This is a genomic window from Eubacteriales bacterium, from assembly GCA_041390245.1.
In the GTDB taxonomy this organism is placed as follows: Bacteria; Bacillota; Clostridia; order Christensenellales; family JAWKQI01; genus JAWKQI01.
The window spans coordinates 35,512-59,179 of record JAWKQI010000002.1 but is presented as its reverse complement, the minus strand read 5'-3'; the positions used below and the strand labels follow the sequence as shown (position 1 = coordinate 59,179).

At 37.8% G+C, this 23,668-nt stretch carries 18 protein-coding genes; 1 reads left to right on the top strand and 17 read right to left on the bottom strand.

The window, feature by feature from the left end:
* Positions 1-116: 116 nt before the first annotated feature.
* The 7 genes from R2876_03335 to R2876_03305 all read right to left on the bottom strand — a co-directional run bounded on the left by R2876_03335 (position 117) and on the right by R2876_03305 (position 5,298).
* Complete coding sequence (locus R2876_03335; protein ID MEZ4357651.1) at positions 117-1,079, bottom strand: RluA family pseudouridine synthase; 963 nt, start codon at positions 1,077-1,079, stop codon at positions 117-119.
* Complete coding sequence (gene lspA, locus R2876_03330; GenBank protein ID MEZ4357650.1) at positions 1,069-1,587, bottom strand: signal peptidase II; 519 nt, start codon at positions 1,585-1,587, stop codon at positions 1,069-1,071. Before lspA ends, R2876_03335 begins: the two co-directional genes overlap by 11 nt.
* A gap of 67 nt (positions 1,588-1,654) precedes the next feature.
* Positions 1,655-1,945: a DUF5665 domain-containing protein gene (locus R2876_03325; GenBank protein MEZ4357649.1), complete on the bottom strand. Its 291-nt coding sequence runs from the start codon at positions 1,943-1,945 to the stop codon at positions 1,655-1,657.
* Between the two features lie 59 nt (positions 1,946-2,004).
* The gene (locus tag R2876_03320) at positions 2,005-2,865 is read right to left on the bottom strand and encodes a DivIVA domain-containing protein (protein ID MEZ4357648.1); all 861 of its coding nucleotides are present in this window, start codon (positions 2,863-2,865) and stop codon (positions 2,005-2,007) included.
* A gap of 37 nt (positions 2,866-2,902) precedes the next feature.
* Positions 2,903-3,304: a cell division protein SepF gene (sepF, locus tag R2876_03315; protein MEZ4357647.1), complete on the bottom strand. Its 402-nt coding sequence runs from the start codon at positions 3,302-3,304 to the stop codon at positions 2,903-2,905.
* Positions 3,305-3,421: 117 nt separating this feature from the next.
* On the bottom strand, positions 3,422-4,105 hold the full coding sequence (locus R2876_03310) for a YggS family pyridoxal phosphate-dependent enzyme (GenBank protein ID MEZ4357646.1): 684 nt from the start codon (positions 4,103-4,105) through the stop codon (positions 3,422-3,424).
* A gap of 2 nt (positions 4,106-4,107) precedes the next feature.
* On the bottom strand, positions 4,108-5,298 hold the full coding sequence (locus tag R2876_03305; protein ID MEZ4357645.1) for an HlyD family efflux transporter periplasmic adaptor subunit: 1,191 nt from the start codon (positions 5,296-5,298) through the stop codon (positions 4,108-4,110).
* A 227-nt stretch (positions 5,299-5,525) separates the two neighbouring features.
* On the opposite strand from R2876_03305, the gene R2876_03300 reads away from it, so the two are divergent.
* Positions 5,526-7,247, top strand: coding sequence for a phospho-sugar mutase (locus R2876_03300; protein ID MEZ4357644.1), 1,722 nt, complete (start codon positions 5,526-5,528; stop codon positions 7,245-7,247).
* Between the two features lie 8 nt (positions 7,248-7,255).
* Here the strand turns inward: R2876_03300 and R2876_03295 are convergent, their stop codons facing one another.
* The 10 genes from R2876_03295 to rny all read right to left on the bottom strand — a co-directional run bounded on the left by R2876_03295 (position 7,256) and on the right by rny (position 23,543).
* Entirely contained in the window at positions 7,256-9,250 is a 1,995-nt protein-coding gene (locus R2876_03295) for a glycoside hydrolase family 13 protein (GenBank protein MEZ4357643.1), read from the bottom strand.
* Positions 9,251-9,262: 12 nt separating this feature from the next.
* Positions 9,263-11,695 (bottom strand): glycogen/starch/alpha-glucan phosphorylase, encoded by a 2,433-nt coding sequence (locus R2876_03290; protein ID MEZ4357642.1) that lies wholly within the window; start codon positions 11,693-11,695, stop codon positions 9,263-9,265.
* Positions 11,688-13,181, bottom strand: a complete 1,494-nt coding sequence (locus R2876_03285; protein ID MEZ4357641.1) for a glycogen/starch synthase — start codon at positions 13,179-13,181, stop codon at positions 11,688-11,690. The genes R2876_03290 and R2876_03285 overlap by 8 nt, the downstream gene beginning before the upstream one ends.
* On the bottom strand, positions 13,178-14,308 hold the full coding sequence (gene glgD, locus R2876_03280; GenBank protein MEZ4357640.1) for a glucose-1-phosphate adenylyltransferase subunit GlgD: 1,131 nt from the start codon (positions 14,306-14,308) through the stop codon (positions 13,178-13,180). Before glgD ends, R2876_03285 begins: the two co-directional genes overlap by 4 nt.
* A gap of 28 nt (positions 14,309-14,336) precedes the next feature.
* Positions 14,337-15,521 (bottom strand): glucose-1-phosphate adenylyltransferase, encoded by a 1,185-nt coding sequence (locus R2876_03275; GenBank protein MEZ4357639.1) that lies wholly within the window; start codon positions 15,519-15,521, stop codon positions 14,337-14,339.
* Between the two features lie 21 nt (positions 15,522-15,542).
* Positions 15,543-17,432 (bottom strand): 1,4-alpha-glucan branching protein GlgB, encoded by a 1,890-nt coding sequence (gene glgB, locus R2876_03270; GenBank protein MEZ4357638.1) that lies wholly within the window; start codon positions 17,430-17,432, stop codon positions 15,543-15,545.
* Between the two features lie 55 nt (positions 17,433-17,487).
* Positions 17,488-18,915 (bottom strand): glucose-6-phosphate isomerase, encoded by a 1,428-nt coding sequence (locus R2876_03265; GenBank protein MEZ4357637.1) that lies wholly within the window; start codon positions 18,913-18,915, stop codon positions 17,488-17,490.
* A gap of 37 nt (positions 18,916-18,952) precedes the next feature.
* Complete coding sequence (gene malQ, locus R2876_03260; protein MEZ4357636.1) at positions 18,953-20,419, bottom strand: 4-alpha-glucanotransferase; 1,467 nt, start codon at positions 20,417-20,419, stop codon at positions 18,953-18,955.
* A 44-nt stretch (positions 20,420-20,463) separates the two neighbouring features.
* Entirely contained in the window at positions 20,464-21,894 is a 1,431-nt protein-coding gene (gene purB, locus R2876_03255) for an adenylosuccinate lyase (protein MEZ4357635.1), read from the bottom strand.
* A 107-nt stretch (positions 21,895-22,001) separates the two neighbouring features.
* Positions 22,002-23,543, bottom strand: a complete 1,542-nt coding sequence (gene rny / locus R2876_03250) for a ribonuclease Y (GenBank protein ID MEZ4357634.1) — start codon at positions 23,541-23,543, stop codon at positions 22,002-22,004.
* Positions 23,544-23,668: the final 125 nt, after the last annotated feature.

Sequence of the window (23,668 nt, the reverse complement as noted above, 5' to 3'; positions counted from 1 at the left end):
AAACATACATAAATATACTCATTTATAACCTTACCGGTATCTCTGTACCAATTTAAAGGAAAATTTTTATTTAATAATAGCACATGTATTGAGCTTTGTCCACAAAAATTTATTAACTATTTATTACTTTTTCTTAAATCATTAAGAACTTTTTCAAATTCTTTTTCAGGTTTGGCTGTAAATGTCATCTTTTCATTTGTCTTAGGGTGTAAAAAAGTTATCTGGTACGCATGTAAAAGCTGCCCTGTTTTTGTAAGCGCGACGGACTTAGGGCCATAAACCTTGTCCCCTGCGGCAGGATGCCCAATACTTTTTAGATGTACCCTTATCTGGTGCGTCCGCCCGGTTTCGAGCTGTGCCTCTACTAAAGTATAGTTTATAAACCGATTAAGCACTTTAAAATGCGTTACTGCATTTCTGCCGTTAGATACTATACCCATCTTTTTCCTGTCCGACCTACTCCTGCCAATGGGTTTATCTACTGTAAACTCGTCTTCTTTTATGTTGCCGTGAACTATGGCCAAGTATTTTCTGCTTGCAGTCTTGTTTTTTATCTGGTCGGCTAAGGACTTATGTGCAAAATCGTTTTTGGCTATAAGCATGAGCCCTGAAGTATCCTTATCTAAGCGGTGCACTATTCCCGGGCGTATTTCGCCGTTTATGCCTGATAAGTCTTTTATTTTATAGAGCAGGGCGTTGACAAGTGTATTCGTATAGTTGCCGGCCGCAGGATGCACCACCAGCCCCTTGGGCTTATTGATTACTGCTAAATATTCATCTTCATAAACTATGTCAAACGGAATATTTACCGGCGTTAAATCTATTTCCTGCGGCTTTTTAAAGCGGACTTCAACCTCATCGCCTTCACGCAGCTTATGGTTGGCCTTGGCTATATTACCGTTTACATAAACGCGCTCATCTAAAATAAGCGTTTTAAAAAAAGAACGTGAATAGTCTTTAAACTCTTGGGCCAAATAGGTATCTAGCCTTATAGTCTCAGCGCTAAGTATTGTTCTTTTTTCTATAGTTAAATCATTGCTAAGTATTGTTCTTTTTTCTATAGTTAAATCATTTGCCATTTTGTTTTAATAGCTTCTTTTTTTTAAATTCTTTTTTCATCTCTATGATGCCATAGATAATAAGCAGGCAAGTGCCTGTGGTTATACAAATATCCGCAAAATTGAATACGGGAAATGTCATAAAGTCAAAACGTATAAAATCTACTACATATCCTTTTGAAACGCCGTCCAGTTCTATTATTCTAAATATCCTGTCAAGCAAGTTACCTACGGCCCCACTAATTATAAATGCAAGACCAATAGAAAATAAACGGCCTTCTTTTTTAAATTTGATTAAGCATATAATGGTTCCGATTAAAATCATCAGTATCAAAACCACCAATAAGACAGTGGGTATATTATCTAAAAAGCTGAATGAAATGCCGGTGTTTTTGCAGTATGAAAAACTTAAAACCCCGTCGATTACAGTATAGGTTTTTGAAGGTAGTGGTGAGAGCCAGTTTATAATGGCAATTTTAGTTATTTGGTCTATTGCGATGCCGATTACGATTATAACAGCTGACAACATATTTATCTCCATGATGTTTTTTTAAAAATATTATATCACAGATTAAAAAATTTTTATATTGCCAATTCTACCTGTGTTGATTAGCGATATTCATGATTTTCGCAACGAATTCCCCTATCGCCGGGATATTACTTAAGACTATTTGCTGCAAGATATAAATAAACAGAGCTCCCAAAAGAATAAAGCCAATAGCCGAGCCAAAGCCACGCGCTAAACCACCTAAGAAATTTACCCAGATAATTCTTCTTGGCCGGTTCAAATGCGAAAGATATTCTACGAGCTTCATTTTTTCCAACATCAAAAGCAGCTCGTTTACTTTTTGGTTTAATGAGCAAAATGCTTTTTTAGTGATTTTCATATTTATATTATTAATTATTGATAAAAAAAAATACGCTTTAAAGCGTATTTTTTAATTTATTAATCACCTATTATTTCATCTATTAGTTTTTTCAACTCTTCTTGTTCTTCATCGGTTTTTAGTGAATAACCTTGTTCTTCGTTTTGGGGTTCTTCATCCTCCCAGACGATATTACCGCTGCTGACCTGTGACAAAATTTCGTCGTCAGCTTTGTATTCTTCTGAAGGTTCTTCTTTAACGCTCTCGGTTTTCGGCTCAGTGTTTTCAGCTGGGCTTTCAGGCGCTTTAGTTGGTACACTTTCACCGATAGTAGATTCTATATCTATGGTATCATCTTTTGGTTTTAACAGATCTTCAATAGCATCGACATCTATAGTATTTTTCATGTCTGAAATTTCGGAGATACGAACAGAGTCGTTAGGCTCATCAAGAGAACCGGCATTGTCGAATATCTCCATAATTTTGGTATAATGGTCGTTAAATGCATCGACTTGTTCCGTTAAAAACCTTTGAAAATTAGCTTTATAATCTACAGTTAAATTTTTAAGAGCCTGTATGTTGCATTTCGCATCCAAAACTTGCAGGTTTATTATATCGATAAATTTCTGCGCTTTTTTCTGCGCATCTTCTATGATGAATTTACCGGCATTTTTAGATTGCTTTAAAATAAGATCAGCGGATTTCTGTGCTGATAAAAGCTTGTCTGCTATAGCGGCATCCGCAGATAAATTCTTATTTTTGCTTTCTTCAGAAGTGCTTTTTAACTGTTCGAGTTCCTTTAAACATTCGTCGCGTTCCATGATAATAGATTGAAATTCGACAATTATTTTGTCTAAAAACTCGTCTACTTCCTTCTCACTGTAACCTCTAAACGAAGATTTAAATTTTTTCTCATATATATCTTTTGGTGAAATAGCCATATTAATATCCCCTTACCCTGTCTTTAACTTTCAAGAATCAATCTTCAAAGTCGTGATTACGGTCTGATTCACCTTCGTTAGATGCTATATCAACATTGCTCGGTGCAACTACGAAAATACTTCTTGCAACCTTTTTAATATTGCCGTTAAGCGCGTAAATCGCACCACTTAAGAAATCAAGTACACGTTGCGCAACATCTGTATCTAGGTCATCTAAGTTTACTATGACCGGCTTTCTAGCTTTGATGTTGTCGATAATGTTTTGAGTATCTTCGTTTGTGCTTGGTTGATAAACTATCATGCTCAACTTATTTCCAGAGGCAGATGTAGGCAAGCCTACTATTTTTCCTCCACGTCTTTTGTTGCTTGGGCGTGTTTCTTCATACATTTCTTCTTGCTGTTCAAATTCTTCGTATTCATCCTGTTCCTTATCCATCATTACATCATCTTCCTCCACGTCTTCAAAACCAACAATATTCAGTAGTTTGTTGAAAAATCCTCCTGACATAATATAAGTTCCCCTTCCTTTATTTTGTTGTTTTAGGTGTAGTAGTATTTATCTGCTACCAAATATGGCAGTGCCAATCCTGACCATATTTGAACCCTCCATTATTGCGGCTCTAAAATCTGCCGACATTCCCATTGATAAGATTCCCGTTTCAAAGTTATCTGTCTTGATGCGAGAATACTTATCGCTTATCTTTCTTAATTTAGCGAAATACGGCCTAGCCGTTTCGTTATCTGTCGATAAAGGTGCTATCGTCATAAACCCCTTTACCTTAACTCTTTTATAATTTACACTATCTTCTAAGAGCTTGTCTAGCAATTGCGGTTTAACACCTGCTTTTGTCTGCTCCCCAGATAGATTAACTTCTACTAATACGTCAAGAGACGTTTGCCTTTTTTCACATTGTTTTTCTATCTCGGCAAAAAGCTCTATCCTGTCCACTGAATGTAATAATTTAATTTTATCTATGATGTATTTTACCTTATTCGTTTGCATTTGTCCAATAATATGCCATGACACTGAGTTATCCACATTTTCTACCTTGGACAAAAATTCCTGTACACGGTTTTCGCCGAGATTTAAGGCCCCAGCATCTACCGCCTCGTTTATCCTGCCAATATCTACGGTCTTTGTTACGGTGATCAGCTTAACTTCATCTGATTTTCTGTTTGCCGCCGCACATGCATCGCTTATATTACTTAATACAATTTCCAAATTATTCTTAATACTCATTTCTAGTATACCACTTGAACGTTAGCTGTCAATATTTGATTATCTTCTAAAGGTTCAACAATAGATTTTTTATTTTGTTCAGCAACGATCTTAACCTTTACTTCTATTACATCATCTGCAGTTTTAACCTGTACGTAATTGGTATCTCCGGATGTTTTAACTGCAGCGGATGGCACAACAAGCCCTGAAAATGTATTTTTCATAGAAAAATTTACACTTCTTGCACTTAGCAAGTCCCCTATGTCATCGGTTATTTTTAAAATGTATATATATCCCTTAGGGTCAGAACGTTCGGAAACGACTGTCGCAGTGTATTGTTTATCGTAAATATTTTTAAAAACAACTGAGAATTGCGAATCTACCGTAATTTCATTTTTTTGTTTGTCTGCCATTACTATTACATACCACTCATTTTGATTGACCAGCCTGTATAGAGGCTTTGAAGAATCGGTATTGCTTAATGTATTTGTAATTGAGCCTTTTAATATCTCTTTAATGTTGCTTATAGTTAATTTGTCCATGTTGTCGGTAGATATCAAAGACTCATATTTGTCAAAATAAAAGCTGACGATTTTTTCTTCTTCCGCATAGATATACACTTTCCAGGCATTTATACGTTCTTCCAATGCAGTTTCTTGATCGTAAAGCGAGGACAAGGTATTATCGAGAGGCACTGCAGTATTTAGGTAATCCCTTCGCTGATTCATTAAATCGCTCAGCTCCCGTTCCAGCGTTATTGGATTTCCCTCCTTTTCTCCGGAAATAACTTGCCTTATCTCTATGGATTTATCCTCTATTTTACTGTTATAGTCAGCCAGATTAACGTTTATTATATTTTTCAAAAGGGTATTTAGCTGATAATCCATTATCTGTTCTCTTATATCTATAAGATCGGCCATGGTTTGTTCATTATAGCCCCATTTATATACTTCAGCAATTTCTTCCCCAACTGTAACTGCGGAGCCTTCCTCGGCTATAAAGATAGCTTTACCATAGTTTTCTGCCTCGTATACGCTTTCATCACGTACAACCACCCCATTGAAGCTATCTTCAAACATTATTTCACCCTGCGTGACTATAGCGGTCTTTGGCAATAACATATTAAGGCACAGGAAAATAACAGCCAGCGCTGCCAGTATGACCGCTATTATATAAAATCTTTTACTAGGCCGTAGTTTATGCTTTTTTACCACAACCGCAACTCCTAAAAAAATATATTTTAAGACAAAAAATTTATCTATTTTATCTATAAAAGATATTTTATCATAGTTATAAGAATTTTTTCAATTTAATTTGTTAAAATTAATCTCTTTATTGTTATGGCTATAAGTTTAATAATATATTAATATTATCCTGAAAGGACTTTATATAAAAATGTAGAATGTATATTATGACGAATTTTAATATTTTGGAGGCTTAAATGAATTATTTAGATGCATTTTCAGAGTGGGAAAAAGCACTGCTCAACACGGAATATGATAAAGATATCGCCATTCTTAAAAATGATAAGGAACTTTTAAAGGACAGTTTCTATAAATATTTGGAATTTGGTACAGCCGGTATGCGCGGAATTATAGGCCTTGGGACCAACAGGATGAACATTTTTACAGTAAGGCGTTCCACTAAAGGGTTGGCAGATTATATAAATTCTATTGATAAAGCCGCTGAAGGAGTAGTAATAGCTTATGATTCGCGCCATAAAAGCTACGAATTTGCACTTGAAACAGCATTAGTACTCGCCTCTAATGGAATTAAGGCTTATCTATTTAAAACGCTTACCAGTGTACCTATACTTTCTTTCTCAGTCATTAAACTTAAATGCGCTGCGGGTGTCGTAATTACCGCCAGCCATAACCCAAAACAGTATAACGGTTATAAGGTTTATGGAGCGGACGGTGGCCAACTTGCAAATGAACACGCCAATATAGTCATGAGCTACATAAACGATATTAAAGACATATTTTCTATAAAACCACTGAGCGAAGAAGAAGCTTTAAAATCCGGGCTTTTAACCTATGTCGGAGAAGAGCTTTACAATGAATATTTTAAAAATGTAGTTTCCCTATGCATGGACTTAGATATAATAAAGCAGCAGGCAGATTCTTTAAAAGTAGTCTATACCCCGCTTCACGGCACAGGAAATATACCAGTCTATACAATACTTTCTAAAATCGGGATAAAAAACGTGTATATTGTCCCTGAGCAGAAATATCCGGACCCGGATTTTCCAACGGTGAAGGCACCGAATCCAGAAGAAAAGGATACGTTTTCCCTAGCTATTAAACTTGCCAACGAAAAAGGCGCTAATATGATTTTAGCAACAGATCCTGACTGTGACAGATTAGGTATCGCAGTTCGTGAATCTGAAAATGAATTTAAACTTTTAACAGGCAACCAAATAGGCTGTTTACTGTTGGATTATATTTTGATGCAGAACCAGAAATCAAAAGTTAAAGACGGATTTGCCGTTAAGTCTATCGTGTCTACTAATATGGCAAACGTTATAGCAGAGTACTACTGCGTAGAAATGCGAGAAGTTTTGACAGGGTTTAAATATATTGCAGAACAGATAAACTTAAGCCTTAAAACGAAAAAAGGAACTTTCCTTTTTGGGTTTGAAGAAAGTTACGGGTTTTTGGCCGGCACATTCGTACGTGATAAAGACGCTGCTATTGCCTCTATGCTGGTAGTAGAAGCGGCATGCTACTATGCTTCTAAGAATATGACGTTATACGATGCTTTAAACAGCCTTTTTGAGAAGTATGGATATTTTAAAGAAGAGGTAGTGTCCATAACCTTAAGTGGTATAGAAGGGCAATCTAAGATACTTGCTGCCGTAGAGACTTTGCGTAAAGAGTGCCCTAAAAAAATAGGCCAATTTAAAGTTAATGTGTTTAAAGACTATTTGTTAAATGAATGCACAGACTGTCAGACAAATGAAAAGACACATATTGACCTTCCAAAGTCAGACGTGCTTGGATTTTACATGGATGACGTAAGGTTTATTATCCGCCCGTCCGGAACAGAGCCTAAGCTTAAATCGTATTTAAATGTACGAGGGAAAACTGCCAAGGAGGCGAATGACAGGTTTGCCGAGCTTAAAAGCAGTGTAAACGAGTTTTTAAATGAGCTTACTAAATGATAAAAAATTCATTTAAATTCCAAAATCAATGCACTTATTGGGTTAATCGACAATTCGATTAACCCGTCTTTTATTTTAAACGACTCTAACGTAAGTTTACAGTCGGCTTTTTCATACATTGCGCTTAAAAGGCAGGATTTTTCCTCATCCGTAATACATTGGCTGATGCTTTGAATATCAAAAACTACGTATTCTTTTTTTGCAGACCTGTTTATAACACTTAAAAACGCCTCTTTAGGCCTTTTATCTGACGCTGTACCCGTTTCATCGCCCCATCTCAATATGGCAACTACATTTTGGTTTAACGCGGCAAAACAACACTTGCCGGTCCTGAGTGCTACATGGGTGTTTCTGATGGCTCCGATATTTTGGTAAAATTCAAGCAGGGTTTCGTCTTCCAGCCTATACGTTGCCCTGTTAAATGGGTCCAGCATACCGCACATACCTGTCTCATCTCCGTAGTATATACACGGCATTCCGGGAAGAGAATATATAATTGAAACTGCAAGCCGCTCCAGAGCCGAACCCAAAAATTTTTGAGCGGGTGTTAGATTAAATTCGGCTTGCTGCTTTGTTGTGAGCTGCTTTATATTTAAATTAGACGCCAGGGCGGTGCGTATCCTTGCTATGTCATGGGTAGACAGCATGTTCATTAAAGCATAGTACATAGGACGGGGATAGTTCTGCCACTGTGATATCAAAAAATCCACCAGGTTATCTGATGTAGACTTATATTCCAAGAAATTAACTATTGCATTTCTAAGAGGATAGTTCATTACGCTGTCTAATCCTTTGCCAAGGGCATATGTCCTTAGGTTGCCGTAGCTACTTTTTGTCGTTGCGTCTTCCCAGACCTCCCCTATTACAGCGTTATCTTGAGAGGAGCTTTTTACGCTTTCGCGGATTAATTCTATCACTTTGTCTGGAAGTTCGTCTGCAACGTCGAGCCGGTATCCGCTTGCGCCCTGTTTTATCCAGTGAGATACTACGCTGCCCTTTCCGGTTATGACAGTCTCCTGCCAGTTTGGGTCGAATTCATTTACTTCGGGAAGCGTTTTAAACCCCCACCAGCTTTTGTAAGAGTCCGGGAATTTCGTAAATGTATACCAGCTATAGTATTGCGATTCAGTGCTTTGATATGCCCCTTTTGCAGGGTAGCGCCCAAGTTTATTAAAATAAATGCTGTCTGCACCTGTATGTGAAAAAACCGCATCCAAGATTATGTGTATATTTTTTTCTTTCGCGCTGTTTATTAGCTTTTTGAAGCTTTTTAAACCCCCTAAAATCGGGTCTATTTTGAAATAGTTAGCAGTATTGTACCGGTGGTTTGAATCTGCCTCGAATATCGGGTTTAGGTATATGATTGATACACCCAACCGTTTTAAATAATTAAGGGACTGTTCTATGCCATCAAGATCTCCTCCGAAGTAGTCGTCTGGGACATAGAATTCTTCTCCAGGCAATGAGGTGTAATCCGGGTATTCATCCCAGTTTTCATGAAGGCGGATCCTTCTTCCCAAACTCCTGTGGTATTCAACCCCCAATTTAACTGAAAGCGGGTCGCCCATTTTAAACCTGTCCGGGAAAATCTGATACATTATTCCGTTTTTCATCCATTCCGGTGTTTTAAAATCTTTTAAAAAGACGGTTATTTGAAAGCCTAATGGCACTTCACTATACACATATCCCCTGCCGCTTGTCCTATTATGTCCGCTTCCATAATAATAAGTTTCATTATCTGTTTTTAAGCAAAAATAATAAAAAAGGACACATGGATCTTCGGGCAGCTTTATGTTTAATGCCCACATATCTCCTTTTTTATCAAGAGGCAGACTTTCTTCACCGCCATGCCCTTTAAGTATTAAGCTGGCAGATGTTATAGCGCCAGTCTTTACTTTAATGCTGATAAGAACGCTGTCCCCTGTTTTACATGCCCCCATTGGGTAACGGTAAGACGGATTTGCAGAATTATGGTATACCATCTTATTTAATTCATCTAACATGTTAAAACCCTATCACTTTAGCGGACGTAAATTCCAAATAAATTTATTGTATTCTTCAATAGACCTATCCGAGCTAAAGATACCTGCACTCGCAGTATTTATCGCCGCTATTTTATTCCACTCATCCTTTTGATTATATTTTTCAATTGCATTAGAAAAAGCCTCGTTATAAGAGGAAAAATCGTATAATAAATAGTATTTATCAGATTTATCATAGTCTTCGAATAAAAGCGACTGGTATATATCCGAAAACTGTCTGTCATGCGATACCGGCAGTGTCCCGTCTATAAGCCGTGTCAACGCATTCCTTAAAGATTCGTTTTTTTCAAAGATCTCTCCCGGTTTATACGAATTAAACTTTTCCATGCAGTTGATATCATCTATGCTGGCACCAAATATAAATATGTTGTTTGGGCCTACTGCATCGTATATTTCTATATTAGCTCCGTCCATGGTTCCTAACGTTATTGCACCGTTTAACATAAATTTCATGTTGCCAGTACCGGATGCTTCCCTTCCTGCAGTGGATATCTGTTCGCTTATTTCAGCGGCGGGAATAAGTATTTCTGCTGTAGAAACCCCATAATTTTCTATAAAGACTACTTGTATAATATCTTTTGTCTTAGGGTCGTTATTAACGAGCGCTGCAACGGCATTGATAAGCCGGATTATGTTTTTGGCTTTTGTATATCCAGGCGATGCTTTTGCAGCAAATAAAAATGAGCAAGGAGTCCAATTTTTATCCGGTTTTTCAAGGATCTTGTTATATATATGAAGTATCTGCACTACTTTTAAAAGCTGGCGTTTATATTCGTGAAGTCTCTTTGCTTGAACGTCGAAAATGGCATTTTCATTTAAAACTACTCCCTGCTTTTTATAAAGATATTCGGCAAGACGTTTTTTATTAGCCTTTTTTATGGCTGCAAACTCTTCTAAAAACCTGCTGTCGTCTACGTATTCCTTTAACCGGCTTAGTTCGCGGTAATCTTTTATAAACCCGTCTCCGATGTAGTCTTTTATTAAATCTGTCAAAAGCGGATTGGCTTTAGCAAGCCATCTTCTGTGCGTGATTCCGTTTGTTATCCCTAAAAACTTTTGCGGGAATGTAACATAAAAATCCCTGAAAACTTTAGTCTTTAATATATCCGCATGCAGCATAGATACACCGTTGACTTTATTGCAGACTGCTACACACAGATTGGCCATCCTTATTTCGTCATAAGCGATTATAGACATACGGCTTATTTTGTCCCATTCTCCCGGGTACTTGTTCCATAACATATCGCAGAACCTGCCGTTTATAGTCTTAATAATGCGGTATATCCTGGGGAGCAGCTTTTCAAACATCTGCTCCGGCCAGCGCTCTAGCGCTTCTGACATTATGGTGTGGTTGGTATAGTTAAATACTTTACTCGTTATTTCGTACGATTCTTCCCAGCTTAACCTTTCTTCATCTATTAAAACCCTCATCATCTCCGGAATAGCAATGGCTGGATGCGTGTCGTTTATCTGTATTACGACATAATCCGGAAGAGTATGCACGTCTCCGTAAGTGGCTTTATGCTGTTTTATAATACTTTGTATGGTCGCAGAGGTAAAGAAATAGAACTGCTTTAACCTAAGCTGCCTGCCTTGCTCATGGTTGTCTTCAGGGTATAGAACTTTGGATATGACTTCGGATAATTCTTTTTCCTGCATAGAGCGTATGTATTCGCCGCGGTTAAAGTAGTTTAGATCTAAATTCTTTTCTGCCCTTGCACTCCACAGCCTTAAAGTTGCCGGCATTTTACTCTCATATCCAACGACAGGTATATCACACGGAATGGCAAATACTTTATAATAGTTTTTGTGTATGATATTAAGCCCGTTTTCTTCCCATTTTTCCTCTATATCTCCTCCGAAGCGGACTTCTACCTGTTCTTCAGGGTCCTGTATTTCCCAGACATATCCGTCTCCTATCCAATCGTCTTCCATTTCCACCTGTTCGCCGTCTAAGATCCTTTGTTTAAAAAGCCCGTACTCATAACGTATGCCGCAGCCCGTTGCAGGTAAATCAAGAGTTGCCAGCGAATCTAAAAAACACGCAGCTAAACGTCCCAAGCCTCCGTTGCCAAGACCTGCATCGGATTCCTGTTCTTCTATGTTTTCAAGTGTAAAGCCAAAATCCTTTAATGCTGCCGCATAATCCTCTTTCAAGTGCATGTTGATCATGTTATTGACCAAGGCTCGCCCCATCAAGAACTCAGCGGACATGTAGTAAAGCCTTTTTAACCCCTGGGTCTTGACTTTTGTATTTGCTTCCATCCATTCGTCTACGATATCATCCCTTATACAAAGAGCGCATGCCTTGTATATTTGTTCCGACGTAGCAGTTTTAACGGTTTTACCGAAATTGCTCTTTAGTTTGCGCGATATGTTATTTTTAATGATTTCTACTTTATTCACAAGAAATTACCTCGCTTCGACTTAATAAATTGTCAATTATCTGTGCATATTTTTTTGCAGATGCAAGAAAGCTGTTGTCTTCGGACATTGCCTTATTTATTAAAGACATATGGACCGGCTTATCTTTTAACACTTTAAGCGCAAATCTGATGGTGTTTAACATATCGTACGCATTATAGTTTGTAAAAGAAAAACCGTTTCCGTCTCCAGTATATTCGTTATATGGTTTAACGGTATCTTTTAAGCCGCCTGTTTCTCGAACGATAGGCAGCGTACCGTATCTTAGTGCTATCATTTGGGATATCCCGCAAGGTTCAAACCTTGACGGCATAAGCAGCAAGTCACTTCCGGCATATATCCTGTGTGCGAGGATATCGTTATATTCGCATATAAAACACATTCTTCCGTTATGATTTGCCGCTGCTTCTTTAAGCGCATCTTCGTATCTTTTTTCGCCGCTTCCCAAAATCACTAATGCTATGTTTTCCTGCATTATTTCATTTATCACATCTAAAATCAAGTCTATCCCTTTTTGTTCTGTGATTCTGCTTACCATTGAGATGATTTTAGCATCTTTATCTATGTTTAAATAAAGTTCTTCAATCAAAGCACTTTTATTGATATATTTTCCCGAAATATCTTCTTTAGAATATTCGGCTATTATATTTTTATCTTTTTCTGGGTTAAATTTGTCTGTATCGATGCCGTTTAATATTCCGTACAGGTCGTTATGCCGCAGATTTAATATATCTGACATGCCTTCGGCATAGTAATCATACATTATTTCAGAGGCATAAGTCGGGCTTACAGTTAAAAGCCTGTCTGCAAAAATCAATCCTGCTTTTAAAAAGTTTGCCCCTCCGTAGTATTCTAAAAAATCTGCTGTTAAATATCTAGGTTCAATAGAAAGCCAATCAGCCACCATATCAAGAGAAAACCTGCCCTGATACATAAGGTTATGTATTAAAAGAATGGTTTTTATCTTTCCTTTGAATACTTCTTCGTATTGAGTTTTTATAAGCATGGGCAGCATGGCTGTGTGCCAATCATTGGCTATTAAAACATCTGGTATAAAATCTATCTTGGAAAGGGACTCAATAACAGCCTTGGTAAAAAACGCATATTGCTCGCCTTCGGAATCTCCGCCTCTGTACATACAGTCGCCAAAATAGGATTCGTTATCTACAAAGTAGTATATAACATTATTAATGCTTAATTCTTCTACCCCTACATATTTTGTCCGCCATCCCAAATTTATGTTGAAGTTGGTTAGATGCTTGGTTTTATCTGCGTATTCATTTTTGGATATTCTATGAAAAGGCATCATTACCCTGACATCATATCCTAAAGAGGCCAAACTATTTGGCAGCGAGCCGGTAACATCGGCAAGACCGCCGCTTTTTGCAAACGGCACACATTCAGACGCAACAAACAAGACTTTTGTTTTAATGGTATCACCGTTTTTTAAACTGTCAATCTCTGTCACACCATGGCTCCTTTTCTAATGACTACAGGGAAGTTTTCGTCTCCTATAAGCTTTCTGCCTTCACGCATATGCACTATTTTATCGAGTATTACATACTCCAAACTACAGTTGCTTGAAATATGGCTGTCCTGCATTATTATAGAGTTTTTTATTGAAACGCCTTCATCTATATGAACGCCTCTAAATATAATGCTGTTTTCAACCTCCCCTTTTATTATGCACCCATTTGCGATAAAACTATTTTTTATTTTTGCATCTTTGCTAAATTTAACAGGAGCTTCGTCTTTTATTTTAGTAAAAATTCTATTTTCCGACAAGAACAGGTCCTGCTGCACATCATTTTTTAAAAAGTCCATATTCATTTTGAAATATGCGGCGACTGAATGCAGGCGCCCTACATAACCTTTATGCTCTATAGCGTATATTTTGAGTGAATTTATATTAGGTATGAGCACGTCCATAACAAAATTATAATTTCCGTGCAACACGGCATCTTCTATCAGGTATTCAAGCAAATCTTTTCTTATAAGGTAGATATCCATTCCTATCTTGTTAGACCTGGGAACGGATGGGTTTAATTCCATATCTATTACACGGCCTGTCTCATCGTCCATTATAATACGGGTATCTTTGAATCTTTCACCTGTATATTCAGGGTTTTCTTCTACGTTATAAAGCATCGTTATGTCTGCGCCGCTGTTAATGTGATAGTCAAGCAGCCTATCGTATGTCTCGTTATATATGGTGTAAGAGCCACATAGCAAGCAGTATTTTTGGGATGTCCTTACAATATAGTTCATAGCGCCTTTGACGGCGTCGCAAAGCCCTCTATACGATCCACGGTTTTCATTGGTGTCAAACGGAGGAAGTATAAATAAACCATCGCTTTTTCGGTTAAGGTCCCAATCTTTGCCGGAACCTAGATGGTCCATAAGCGAATGATAGTTTTTCTGCGCTATTATTCCTATGTTCCTTATATTGGAATTGACCATGTTTGAAAGCACAAAATCAAGCGCCCTATATCTTCCCGCAATTGGAACAGCGCCTACAGACCGCAGTATTACCAGTTCTCTTAAGTTCATATTTTGTTCGCCGGCATATATAAGCCCAAAAACGTCTTTAATCATGTTAGTTCCCTCGTTCCCCCAAAGTTATTTATCTAGAGTAAACTGAAAGCGGATTAATCCGATCTCCAGTATTTACAATATTGTCAGCCTTGATTAAAGACTGTGTACCTATTACAGTGATTTCTTCATCACCGCCTATTTTGCAGCCTTTTTCTATAATCACATCTTCATCTACAATTGATTTTTTAATAGTAACATTTGAATCAATAATACAGTTTTGCATAATTATACTGTCTTTTATAACACTGCCTTCGCCCACCGTTACTCCGGAAAACAGAATACTGTTTTCTACCGTGCCATAGATAAAGCAGCCTTCGGAGACCATGCTATTTTTTACGTTGGCACATTCGCCTACGAACTGCGGCGGTTCGTTTGGGTTTCGGCTGAATATCCTCCATGAAGTATCATATAAGTCTAGCTTCGGGTTTTCGTTTAAAAGCTCCATATTTGCTTCCCAAAGGCTTTCGACAGTCCCGACGTCTTTCCAGTATCCGTCGAATGGATATGCGTATGCCTTCTCGCCTTTTTCTAAAAAAGAAGGTATGACATTTTTACCAAAATCATTGGACGATGACTTGTTATTTGAATCCTCTATCAAGTATTCTTTTAATTTATTCCAGTTAAATACATAAACTCCCATGGATGCCATATCATTTTTAGGATTTTTCGGTTTTTCTTCAAATTCTAATATTTTCATATCTTCGTCTGTATTCATTATGCCGAACCTGTTAGCTTCTTCCGTTGGGACTTTTATAACGGCTATAGTGACATCCGCTTCTTTTTGAGAGTGAAATTTGATCATTTTATTATAGTCCATTTTATATATGTGGTCTCCGGATAGTACTAATACATATTCCGGATCGTATTTTTCTATAAAGTAAAAGTTTTGATATATGGCATTAGCAGTGCCAGAATACCACTTGCTGTTCTCATTAGAAATATAAGGCGGCAGCACGAAGGCCCCTCCCGTCATAACGTCTAAGTCCCATGGCGCACCTGTGCCAATATAGGAATTAAGCTCAAATGGCTGGTATTGCGTAAGTATTCCGACGGTATCGATGCCAGAATGGGTACAGTTTGAGAGAGTAAAATCTATTATCTTATATTTACCGCCGTATGGGACGCCAGGTTTTGCCCTTAGTTTTGTTAACACGCCCAGGCGGCTGCCTTGACCGCCTGCAAGCAACATTGCAACACATCTTTTCTTTACTATCATTTGAGATTTGCCTTTCTTCTAATTTTTATCATTTAAAACTTTTAAATAAACCGTTGATAACGGCGGAAGCGTTAACGAGACATTATCATCCTCATCTTTTAGCATTTGCGGGTTCACTTCTGCTCCGCTTCCGCCAAAGGGCTCTTCATCACTGTTTAATATCTTTTCCAAGTGCCCGTCAAAAGGGATTTTTAATCTGTAGTCTTGGCGTACGATCGGCGTAAAGTTAGATACACATATTATCGCATCGCCATCTTTAGTTTTAGGTAGGCGCATAAAAGATATGGCGCTTATATCGTCGTCATCTACCCTTAACCATTCAAATCCTTCCCAGCTGTCTTCTATCTGCCATAATGCAGGAGAATCCTTATAAACATGGTTTAGCGCTTTTACATAGTTTTGCAGTGCTTTGTGAGACGGATAGTTTAATAAAAACCAATCCAGCTGCTTTTTTTCATCCCATTCTATGAACTGCCCGAACTCACTTCCCATAAACATTAATTTTTTACCGGGATGTGCGAACATAAAGCCATAAAGAGCTTTAAGCGAAGCAAATTTTTGCGGGTAATCTCCAAACATCTTGTCGATCATGGATTTTTTGCCGTGCACCACTTCATCGTGGGAGTATGCCAGGATGTAGTTTTCTGAAAAGGCATAAGTCATAGAAAAAGTCATTTTACTGTGGTTTTCATGCCTGAAAAAATGATCCATCTGCATATAATCCAGCGTGTCGTGCATAAACCCCATATTCCATTTAAAGCAGAATCCAAGGCCTCCGTCGTACGGCGGCTTTGTAACCATAGGAAATGCCGTTGATTCCTCCGCAATAGTTATTAAACCCTTAAAATTAGTGAGCAGGATGGAATTTAACTTCTTTAAGAACTCTATAGCGTCTAGATCTAAGTTGCCGCCGTATTTATTTTTAATATATTCCCCTTCTTTTCTTCCGTAATCTAAGTATATCATAGAGGTAACCGCATCTACCCTTATTCCGTCAACGTGGTAAATATCCGCAAAGAACATTGCACTTGATACAAGAAAACTAACTACTTCTTTTCTTCCGTAATTGAATATAAGCGTACCCCATTCCGGGTGTTCGGATTTTAAAGGATGGCTGTGGCCGAAAAGCTGCGTCCCGTCAAACATGTTAAGCCCATGGTCGTCTTTTGGAAAATGCGCCGGGACCCAGTCTATAATAACTTTTATGCCAGCCTCATGCATAGCATCTATAAAGTACATATAATCTTGCGGAGTTCCGTACCTTGAGGTGACTGCATAATATCCACAGACTTGATACCCCCATGATGGATCGAAAGGATATTCTGTTATTGGGAGCAGTTCTATGTGCGTATATCCCATTTCAATTACATAATCCCTTATCTCATGGGCGATCTCACGTATGGATACGAAATCGTATCCTTCTTTTTTCTTAAAACTACCGATGTCCAGTTCGTAAATAGACATGGGAGATGAAAACGGATCTTCTTCCATATGGGTTTTTATATATTCGCTGTCATGCCATTCGTATTTTTCTATACTCCAGACTTTTGATGCAGTACCGGGCCTAAGCTCTGCATGGAAAGCAAAAGGGTCTGCCTTATAGCGATTTATACCGTCACATCCCGTTATACAATATTTGTAATTATTCCCGTCCTTTAGCCCAGGTATCAAAGATGCAAATATGCCCCCTTCTAGTGCCTGCATTGGGTTTACAGTATCATCCCATTCATTAAAATCTCCAACGACGCTTGCTTTTTTTGCATTTGGCGCAGACAGGCAAAATAAATGAGCATCAGCTTCGGGAATATAGTGACATCCAAATGTCAGATATGCCTTTTGCGCTTCTCCTGTATTATAAAGATATATATCATCTTTACTAATATATTTACTAGGATCATAACAAGGCATATTGTCCCTCCGGTACTGCTCATTTGTATATTTTTTATTATCAGGCCTTATATTTCTAAAGGTTATAGATAAAGCTATTAAAGGCTTTGTCCTTTCCCGCTAACTCTTTTGCCTTCTCTTCATACCCTTCCCTGCCCAAAAATGCATATAACGCTTTTTTGCCTTCTTCTACGCCAGGTTGGTCAAACGCATTTATATTAAGCATTTTACCTGCCGCTGCTGTTGCCATTTCAAAAAAGTATAAAAGCGCACCTATTGAGTACTCATTTAAAGAGTCTAACACTATTTTAAGATTCATCTTCCCGGATTTGCATACTGCATATTCTGCAGAATCCAATTCTAAATCTATAAGAGTATTTAACGTTTTCCCCTTTAAATACTCGGCGTCGTAAAGCTTTATAGGAACATCCGGGATAACTAACTCGGTCTTGAAGTTTTTTACTTTGATAAATGTTATTATTTTGTCAAACGGCCCTTCGGTATAAAGCTGTAGCTGCGAGTGCTGATCTGTAACGCCAAGAGCTCGGACCGGCGTCTGCCCGACGTGTACGGTATTTCCGAATTTATCGTATTTTTTACTTAAAGATTCTGCCCAAAGCTGTGCATACCATTCGGCTGTATTCAGCAAAGCATCTGTATACGGCAGCATAACAGTAACATTAACACCTTTTTTCATGCACATATAGTGCGTAAACGCATACATATATGCTGGGTTGTCTTCAAGTTTTTCGTTACTACATAAAGCGTCCATATCCCCTGCACCGGCCAGTATCTTCGATATGTCTATATTAAGCACTGCAGCTGCCAGCAGTCCTACCGGGCTTAATACAGAAAAACGCCCGCCCAGTTTTTCAGGGATCTCAAACGTCTTAAACCCATTATCGTTAGCTATTTTTCTAAGCGTTCCGCTTTTTGCACTTGTAGTCAATATAATGTTATCTTTATAATCATTCCCCAGCTTTTCAATTAAAAGCCCAATAATAATTATGAATTGCGACATCGTTTCCGCTGTATTCCCAGATTTGGTTATTACGTTAAATACAGTTTTTTTGACATCTATAACATTAAGCAGAGCATTTATTTTATCCGGGTCTACATTATCTTCTACGTAAAATTTAGCTCCGTTTCTAAGCGGCTTGCTAAGAGCATTGTATTTGTAGCTTTTAAGTGCTGTAAACAGTGCCCTTGAACCTAATGCGGATCCTCCAATGCCAAAGACGACAAAGTTATCGAATTTCTCGTTGATCATCTTGGCAGTTTTATTGATGTCGGCAACGACTTCACCCTGATTAAAAGGCAGCGCCCTCCAGGCCATATCGTCGCGTTCGGCACATAACTCTGAATGGGTCTTTTGTAACAATTCCTGGTTTTCTTTTATTTCATTTAGTTTTATTCCATGTTCTCCTATGTTTTCAGCAATTACATTGTTAAAATCAAAAGTAATTTTGATGTCTTTATTATTACTAACCTGTCTAAACTCCATTTATTTTTCCTCAATAAATTATTTTTATTTAAAATTCTTAATTCTTTATTATTCTTCCATAAGTTTCTGCTAATAAAAGCAGTTCGTCTGCGTGTTTTTTTGAAAACTGGCCTTTTTCAAGTTTAAATTCCCAGTTCCCTTTAATAGTTCCTGGTGTATTCATTCTTGCATCTCCAGGTAGTTTTAAAATATCTTGCACGGGTATTATTGCCAGATCTGCCACTGAAGAATAGGCTAATCTTATTAATACTTTCGATACGTCGTTCACCTCGCAATCCCCTGTATATTCTATAAAAAATTTTTTATCAAAATCATCTAGGGAAACGAACCATCCAATAGCAGTATTATTGTCGTGGGTGCCGGTATATACAACGCAGTTATTCTTATAGTTGTATGGCAAGTACATACTATTTTTGCTTTTATCGAATGCAAACTGCAATACCTTAGTTCCAGGGTAGCCATAATGGCCAAGCAATTCATGAACTTCTTTTGTTATATTACCGAGGTCTTCGGCTATAACAGGCAACTTGCCTACTTGGTTCATTATTTTGTCAAACAGCGTATAAGACGGGCCTTTTATCCATTTCCCTTTCACTGCATCTTTCATGTTGCTTTCAACTGCATAAAACGCTTCAAAACCGCGGAAATGGTCTATACGGATTAAATCGTACATAGATTTGGCTTTGGTAAACCGCATAACCCACCATTTAAAGCCGTCAAGTGCCATTGTATCAAAATCGTAAATCGGATTTTCCCAAAGCTGGCCGTTTTTACAAAATGTATCAGGAGGGCATCCGGACATGCGGCCGCTCTTATCAAACAACTCCCTGTTTGCCCAATAGTCTACACTGTCTCTTGCTACGTAAAACGGCAGGTCGCCTATTATCTTAATACCGTTTTTGTTTGCATAGTTTTTAACATCTCTCCACTGTATAAAAAATATATACTGCTCAAATTTATAGAATTCCACTTCATCTGAAAGTTTTTTTAAATATTTACTTGAAGCAGATTTTTCTTTGTTTGCGATATCTTTTTCCCATTTCCAAAAAGGGTTGAGCGAAAAATACTCCTTTACCGCCATAAAAAGCGCATAGTCTTCAAGCCAAAAAGCTTCTTTTTCTTTAAAACCTAAAAAAGCTGTATCTTTTAATTTAAAATTTTCATAAGCTTTTTTTAAAATCTTTCCCTTTACATTAGACTGAAATTCATAATCTACTTTATTATTTGACTTAAATTTAACTTTGGGCAGATCCTCTTTTTTTAAAAGACCTATTTCAACTAATGATTCAAGGCTGATTAAATATGGGTTGCCTGCAAAAGCACTGACTCCCTGATAAGGTGAATTGGCAAACCCCGTTGGATTTAACGGTAAAACCTGCCAATGGCTTTGCCCTCCTGCCTTTAAAAGATCGATAAAATCATAAGCCTCTTTGCCTAAAGTACCTATCCCAAAACGGCCGGGCAGTGAAGTTATGTGAAGCAACACTCCGCTAGATCTTTGCAATTATATAAACTCCTTAAAAGAAACATATACGCGCAATATCATACTTATACATTAAGTACTCCTTTTATACCAAGAGAATTTTTGTATTCAGCTAATATAGGTGCAACGTCAGTTGAAATAAAGTCATCTACCTGTTCACTGCTTCTGCCGATAAAGTTTACAGGATCTAAAATACTGTCCAGGGCTTTTTTAGTAAAACCAAATGAACTGTCTGCTGCTATATTCTCAATTAAATTATTTCCTTTTCCTTCAGCTTTTATCCTATGGCTTGCTTCCATAGAATAGGACCGTATCTTTTCGTGCAGCTCCTGCCTGTCCCCACCTTTTTTAACAGCTTCCATGAGTATAGTTTCTGTGGCCATAAAAGGCAATTCTTCCATTATGTGCTTATTTATTGTCTTTTTGTATACTACCATACCTTCCGATATATTTAAATATATATTTAAGATTGCATCCAAACATAAAAATGCCTGCGGCACTGTCAACCGTTTATTTGCCGAATCGTCCAAAGTTCTTTCAAACCACTGGGTGCTGGCAGTTACAAGCGCGTTTTGCGGCAGGAACAATAAAAACCTTGCCAGAGCTGCCATGCGCTCTGAACGCATTGGGTTTCTTTTGTATGCCATAGCAGATGAACCTATTTGATTTTTTTCAAACGGCTCTTCCATTTCCTTTAGATTCTGAAGCAACCTTAAATCATTGCTAAATTTGTATGCGCTTGAAGCTGATAAAGCAAGTGCATTTAAAACGAGAGAATCCACTTTTCGCGGATACGTCTGCCCGGTCACTGCATAAAAGGATTTAAATCCCATTTTTTCACAGACTATCTGCTCTAATTTTTTAACTTTTTCATGGTCGTTATCAAACAGTGTTAAAAAGCTTGCCTGCGTTCCGGTCGTCCCTTTTACACCTCTTAAACGCAATTTGCCTATTACGTGGTTTATTTCCTCCAGATCCATAATCAAATCCTGTATCCAAAGGCACGCACGCTTGCCTACGGTAGTTAACTGCGCCGGCTGGTAATGCGTAAAGCCGAGGGCCGGTGTGTCTTTATATTCTTTTGCAAATTTTGAAAGGTTATATATAACGTTTACGAGTTTTTTTTGTATTATTAAAAGCGCATCCCTCATTATTATGATATCCGCATTGTCACCGACATAGCAGCTGGTTGCACCTAAATGTATTATAGGCTTTGCCTTTTTGCACTGCAGGCCATAGGCGTAGACGTGTGACATTACATCATGCCTTACTTCCTTTTCACGCTTTTGAGCATCTTCATAGTTGATGTCGTCTTTATATTTTATAAGCTCATCTATTTGCTCTTGAGTTATAGGCAGTCCTAACTGAGCCTCGCCTTCGGCAAGTGCTATCCAAAGACGCCGCCAAGTTTTAAATTTTTTATCGTCTGAAAAATTTTCAGCCATTTCGCGTGATGAATATCTTGTAATAAGTGGATTTTCATAAACTTCTTTCATTAAACTTTACTCCCGGTGTTATAAGTGCTTTATCTAAATAGATTATACTTTAATTTGGATAATTTGTACATTTATTTAATAAAAAAGAGGCCGTTTAGACCTCTTTTTTATTTTGCAAAATCTGTCGTCCTTGTTTCCCGTATCACATTTACTTTTATCTGACCCGGGTAATCAAGTTCAGTTTCTATTTTTTTAACTATGTCCTTTGCCATTAAGTACATTCCTGCATCATCCACATCTTCCGGCTTGACCATAATTCTTATTTCCCTGCCGGCCTGTATTGCGAATGACCGTTCAACTCCATTAAATGAATTTGCTATTTCTTCAAGTTTTTCCAAACGTTTTATGTAATTTTCAAGTGACTCTCTTCTGGCTCCCGGGCGGGCTGCAGATATTGCATCTGCCGCCTGAACTAATACTGCTTCAACAGTCTTAGCCTCAATATCACCATGATGAGCTTGGATAATATGAATTATCTCACTAGACTCATGATATTTTTTAGCTAAGTCAGCTCCTATTTGAATATGCGGCCCTTCTACTTCATGGTCTACAGCTTTACCTATATCATGCAGTAATCCTCCGCGCTTTGCCAATTTGACATCTGCGCCGAGTTCAGCCGCCATTATTGCAGCTAGATTTGCAACTTCAAGCGAATGCTTTAATACGTTTTGCCCATAGCTTGTGCGGTATTTAAGCCGCCCTAAAATCTTTATGAGTTCAGGGTGCAACGAGTGTATGCCGGTATCGAATGCAGCTTGTTCGCCTGCTTCTTTAATTTGGGCATCTACCTCTTTTTGCGCCTTATTTACCATTTCTTCAATACGAGCCGGGTGAATTCTCCCGTCTAATATCAATCTTTCAAGAGCTATTCTTGCGACTTCGCGCCTTACCGGATCAAAACCAGAAAGTATAACTGCTTCAGGAGTATCATCTATTATCAAATCAATTCCCGTTGCCGTTTCTAAAGTTCTAATATTTCTACCTTCGCGCCCTATAATTCTGCCTTTCATTTCATCGTTTGGTAGTGAAACAACTGAAACTGTATTTTCAGACACATGATCTGCAGCGCATTTTTGGATTGCTAGCGATATTATGTATTTTGCTTTTTTTTCTGCATCTTCTTTTGCTTTTACTTCAATATCTCTAACGAAAACAGCAATGTCACGTCTGGCTTCCTGTTCAACCTTATCCATCAAAATATCTTTTGCCTCATCGCGGCTGATGTCGGAAATCTTTTCTAACTGTTCTATTTCCTGTTGATGTAATTTTTCTATATCTTCTTTTAGACGTGATACATCTTTTTGTTTTTTGGCGATTTGGTCTTCTTTAGATTCAATGCTGTCTAGCTTTCTATCTAAAAGCTCTTCACGCTGAATCAGCCTTTTTTCTGAGCGTTGCAATTCATTTCTACGTTCTTTTGTCTCTCTGTCAAATTCATTTCTTAATCTTAGTACTTCTTCTTTAGCTTCAAGGACTGTTTCCTTTTTGATCGCTTCTGCCCTCTTCTGTGCGTCAGCAATCATCCGTGTCACCGATTCTTCAGCTTTTGCGATTTTAGCTTCGGCTATATTTTTTCTGTAAAAATAACCTGCTAATATACCGATTATAGCTGTACCGATAGCCACTGGAACCAGTACCAACAATTGCATCTACTATATACACCTCCCTGATTAAACTTTTTTCTTCATTTCCTTATAATTTTTTATATGTACAGTTAGTATAGGGTAAGTAAAAAATTTACCCTATTTTAATTGTAAAGTTAGTGGGTAGCATT

What these genes read in the sequence shown, in the direction of transcription:
- rny (MEZ4357634.1), bottom strand. Translation starts at nt 23,543, where the DNA reads ATGCAATTGTTGGTACTGGTTCCAGTGGCTATCGGTACAGCTATAATC.
- purB (MEZ4357635.1), bottom strand. Translation starts at nt 21,894, where the DNA reads ATGAAAGAAGTTTATGAAAATCCACTTATTACAAGATATTCATCACGC.
- R2876_03320 (MEZ4357648.1), bottom strand. Translation starts at nt 2,865, where the DNA reads ATGGCTATTTCACCAAAAGATATATATGAGAAAAAATTTAAATCTTCG.
- glgB (MEZ4357638.1), bottom strand. Translation starts at nt 17,432, where the DNA reads ATGCCTTGTTATGATCCTAGTAAATATATTAGTAAAGATGATATATAT.
- lspA (MEZ4357650.1), bottom strand. Translation starts at nt 1,587, where the DNA reads ATGTTGTCAGCTGTTATAATCGTAATCGGCATCGCAATAGACCAAATA.
- glgD (MEZ4357640.1), bottom strand. Translation starts at nt 14,308, where the DNA reads ATGATTAAAGACGTTTTTGGGCTTATATATGCCGGCGAACAAAATATG.
- R2876_03295 (MEZ4357643.1), bottom strand. Translation starts at nt 9,250, where the DNA reads ATGTTAGATGAATTAAATAAGATGGTATACCATAATTCTGCAAATCCG.
- R2876_03325 (MEZ4357649.1), bottom strand. Translation starts at nt 1,945, where the DNA reads ATGAAAATCACTAAAAAAGCATTTTGCTCATTAAACCAAAAAGTAAAC.
- R2876_03265 (MEZ4357637.1), bottom strand. Translation starts at nt 18,915, where the DNA reads ATGGAGTTTAGACAGGTTAGTAATAATAAAGACATCAAAATTACTTTT.
- R2876_03310 (MEZ4357646.1), bottom strand. Translation starts at nt 4,105, where the DNA reads ATGAGTATTAAGAATAATTTGGAAATTGTATTAAGTAATATAAGCGAT.
- sepF (MEZ4357647.1), bottom strand. Translation starts at nt 3,304, where the DNA reads ATGATGGATAAGGAACAGGATGAATACGAAGAATTTGAACAGCAAGAA.
- R2876_03300 (MEZ4357644.1), top strand. Translation starts at nt 5,526, where the DNA reads ATGAATTATTTAGATGCATTTTCAGAGTGGGAAAAAGCACTGCTCAAC.
- R2876_03335 (MEZ4357651.1), bottom strand. Translation starts at nt 1,079, where the DNA reads ATGGCAAATGATTTAACTATAGAAAAAAGAACAATACTTAGCAATGAT.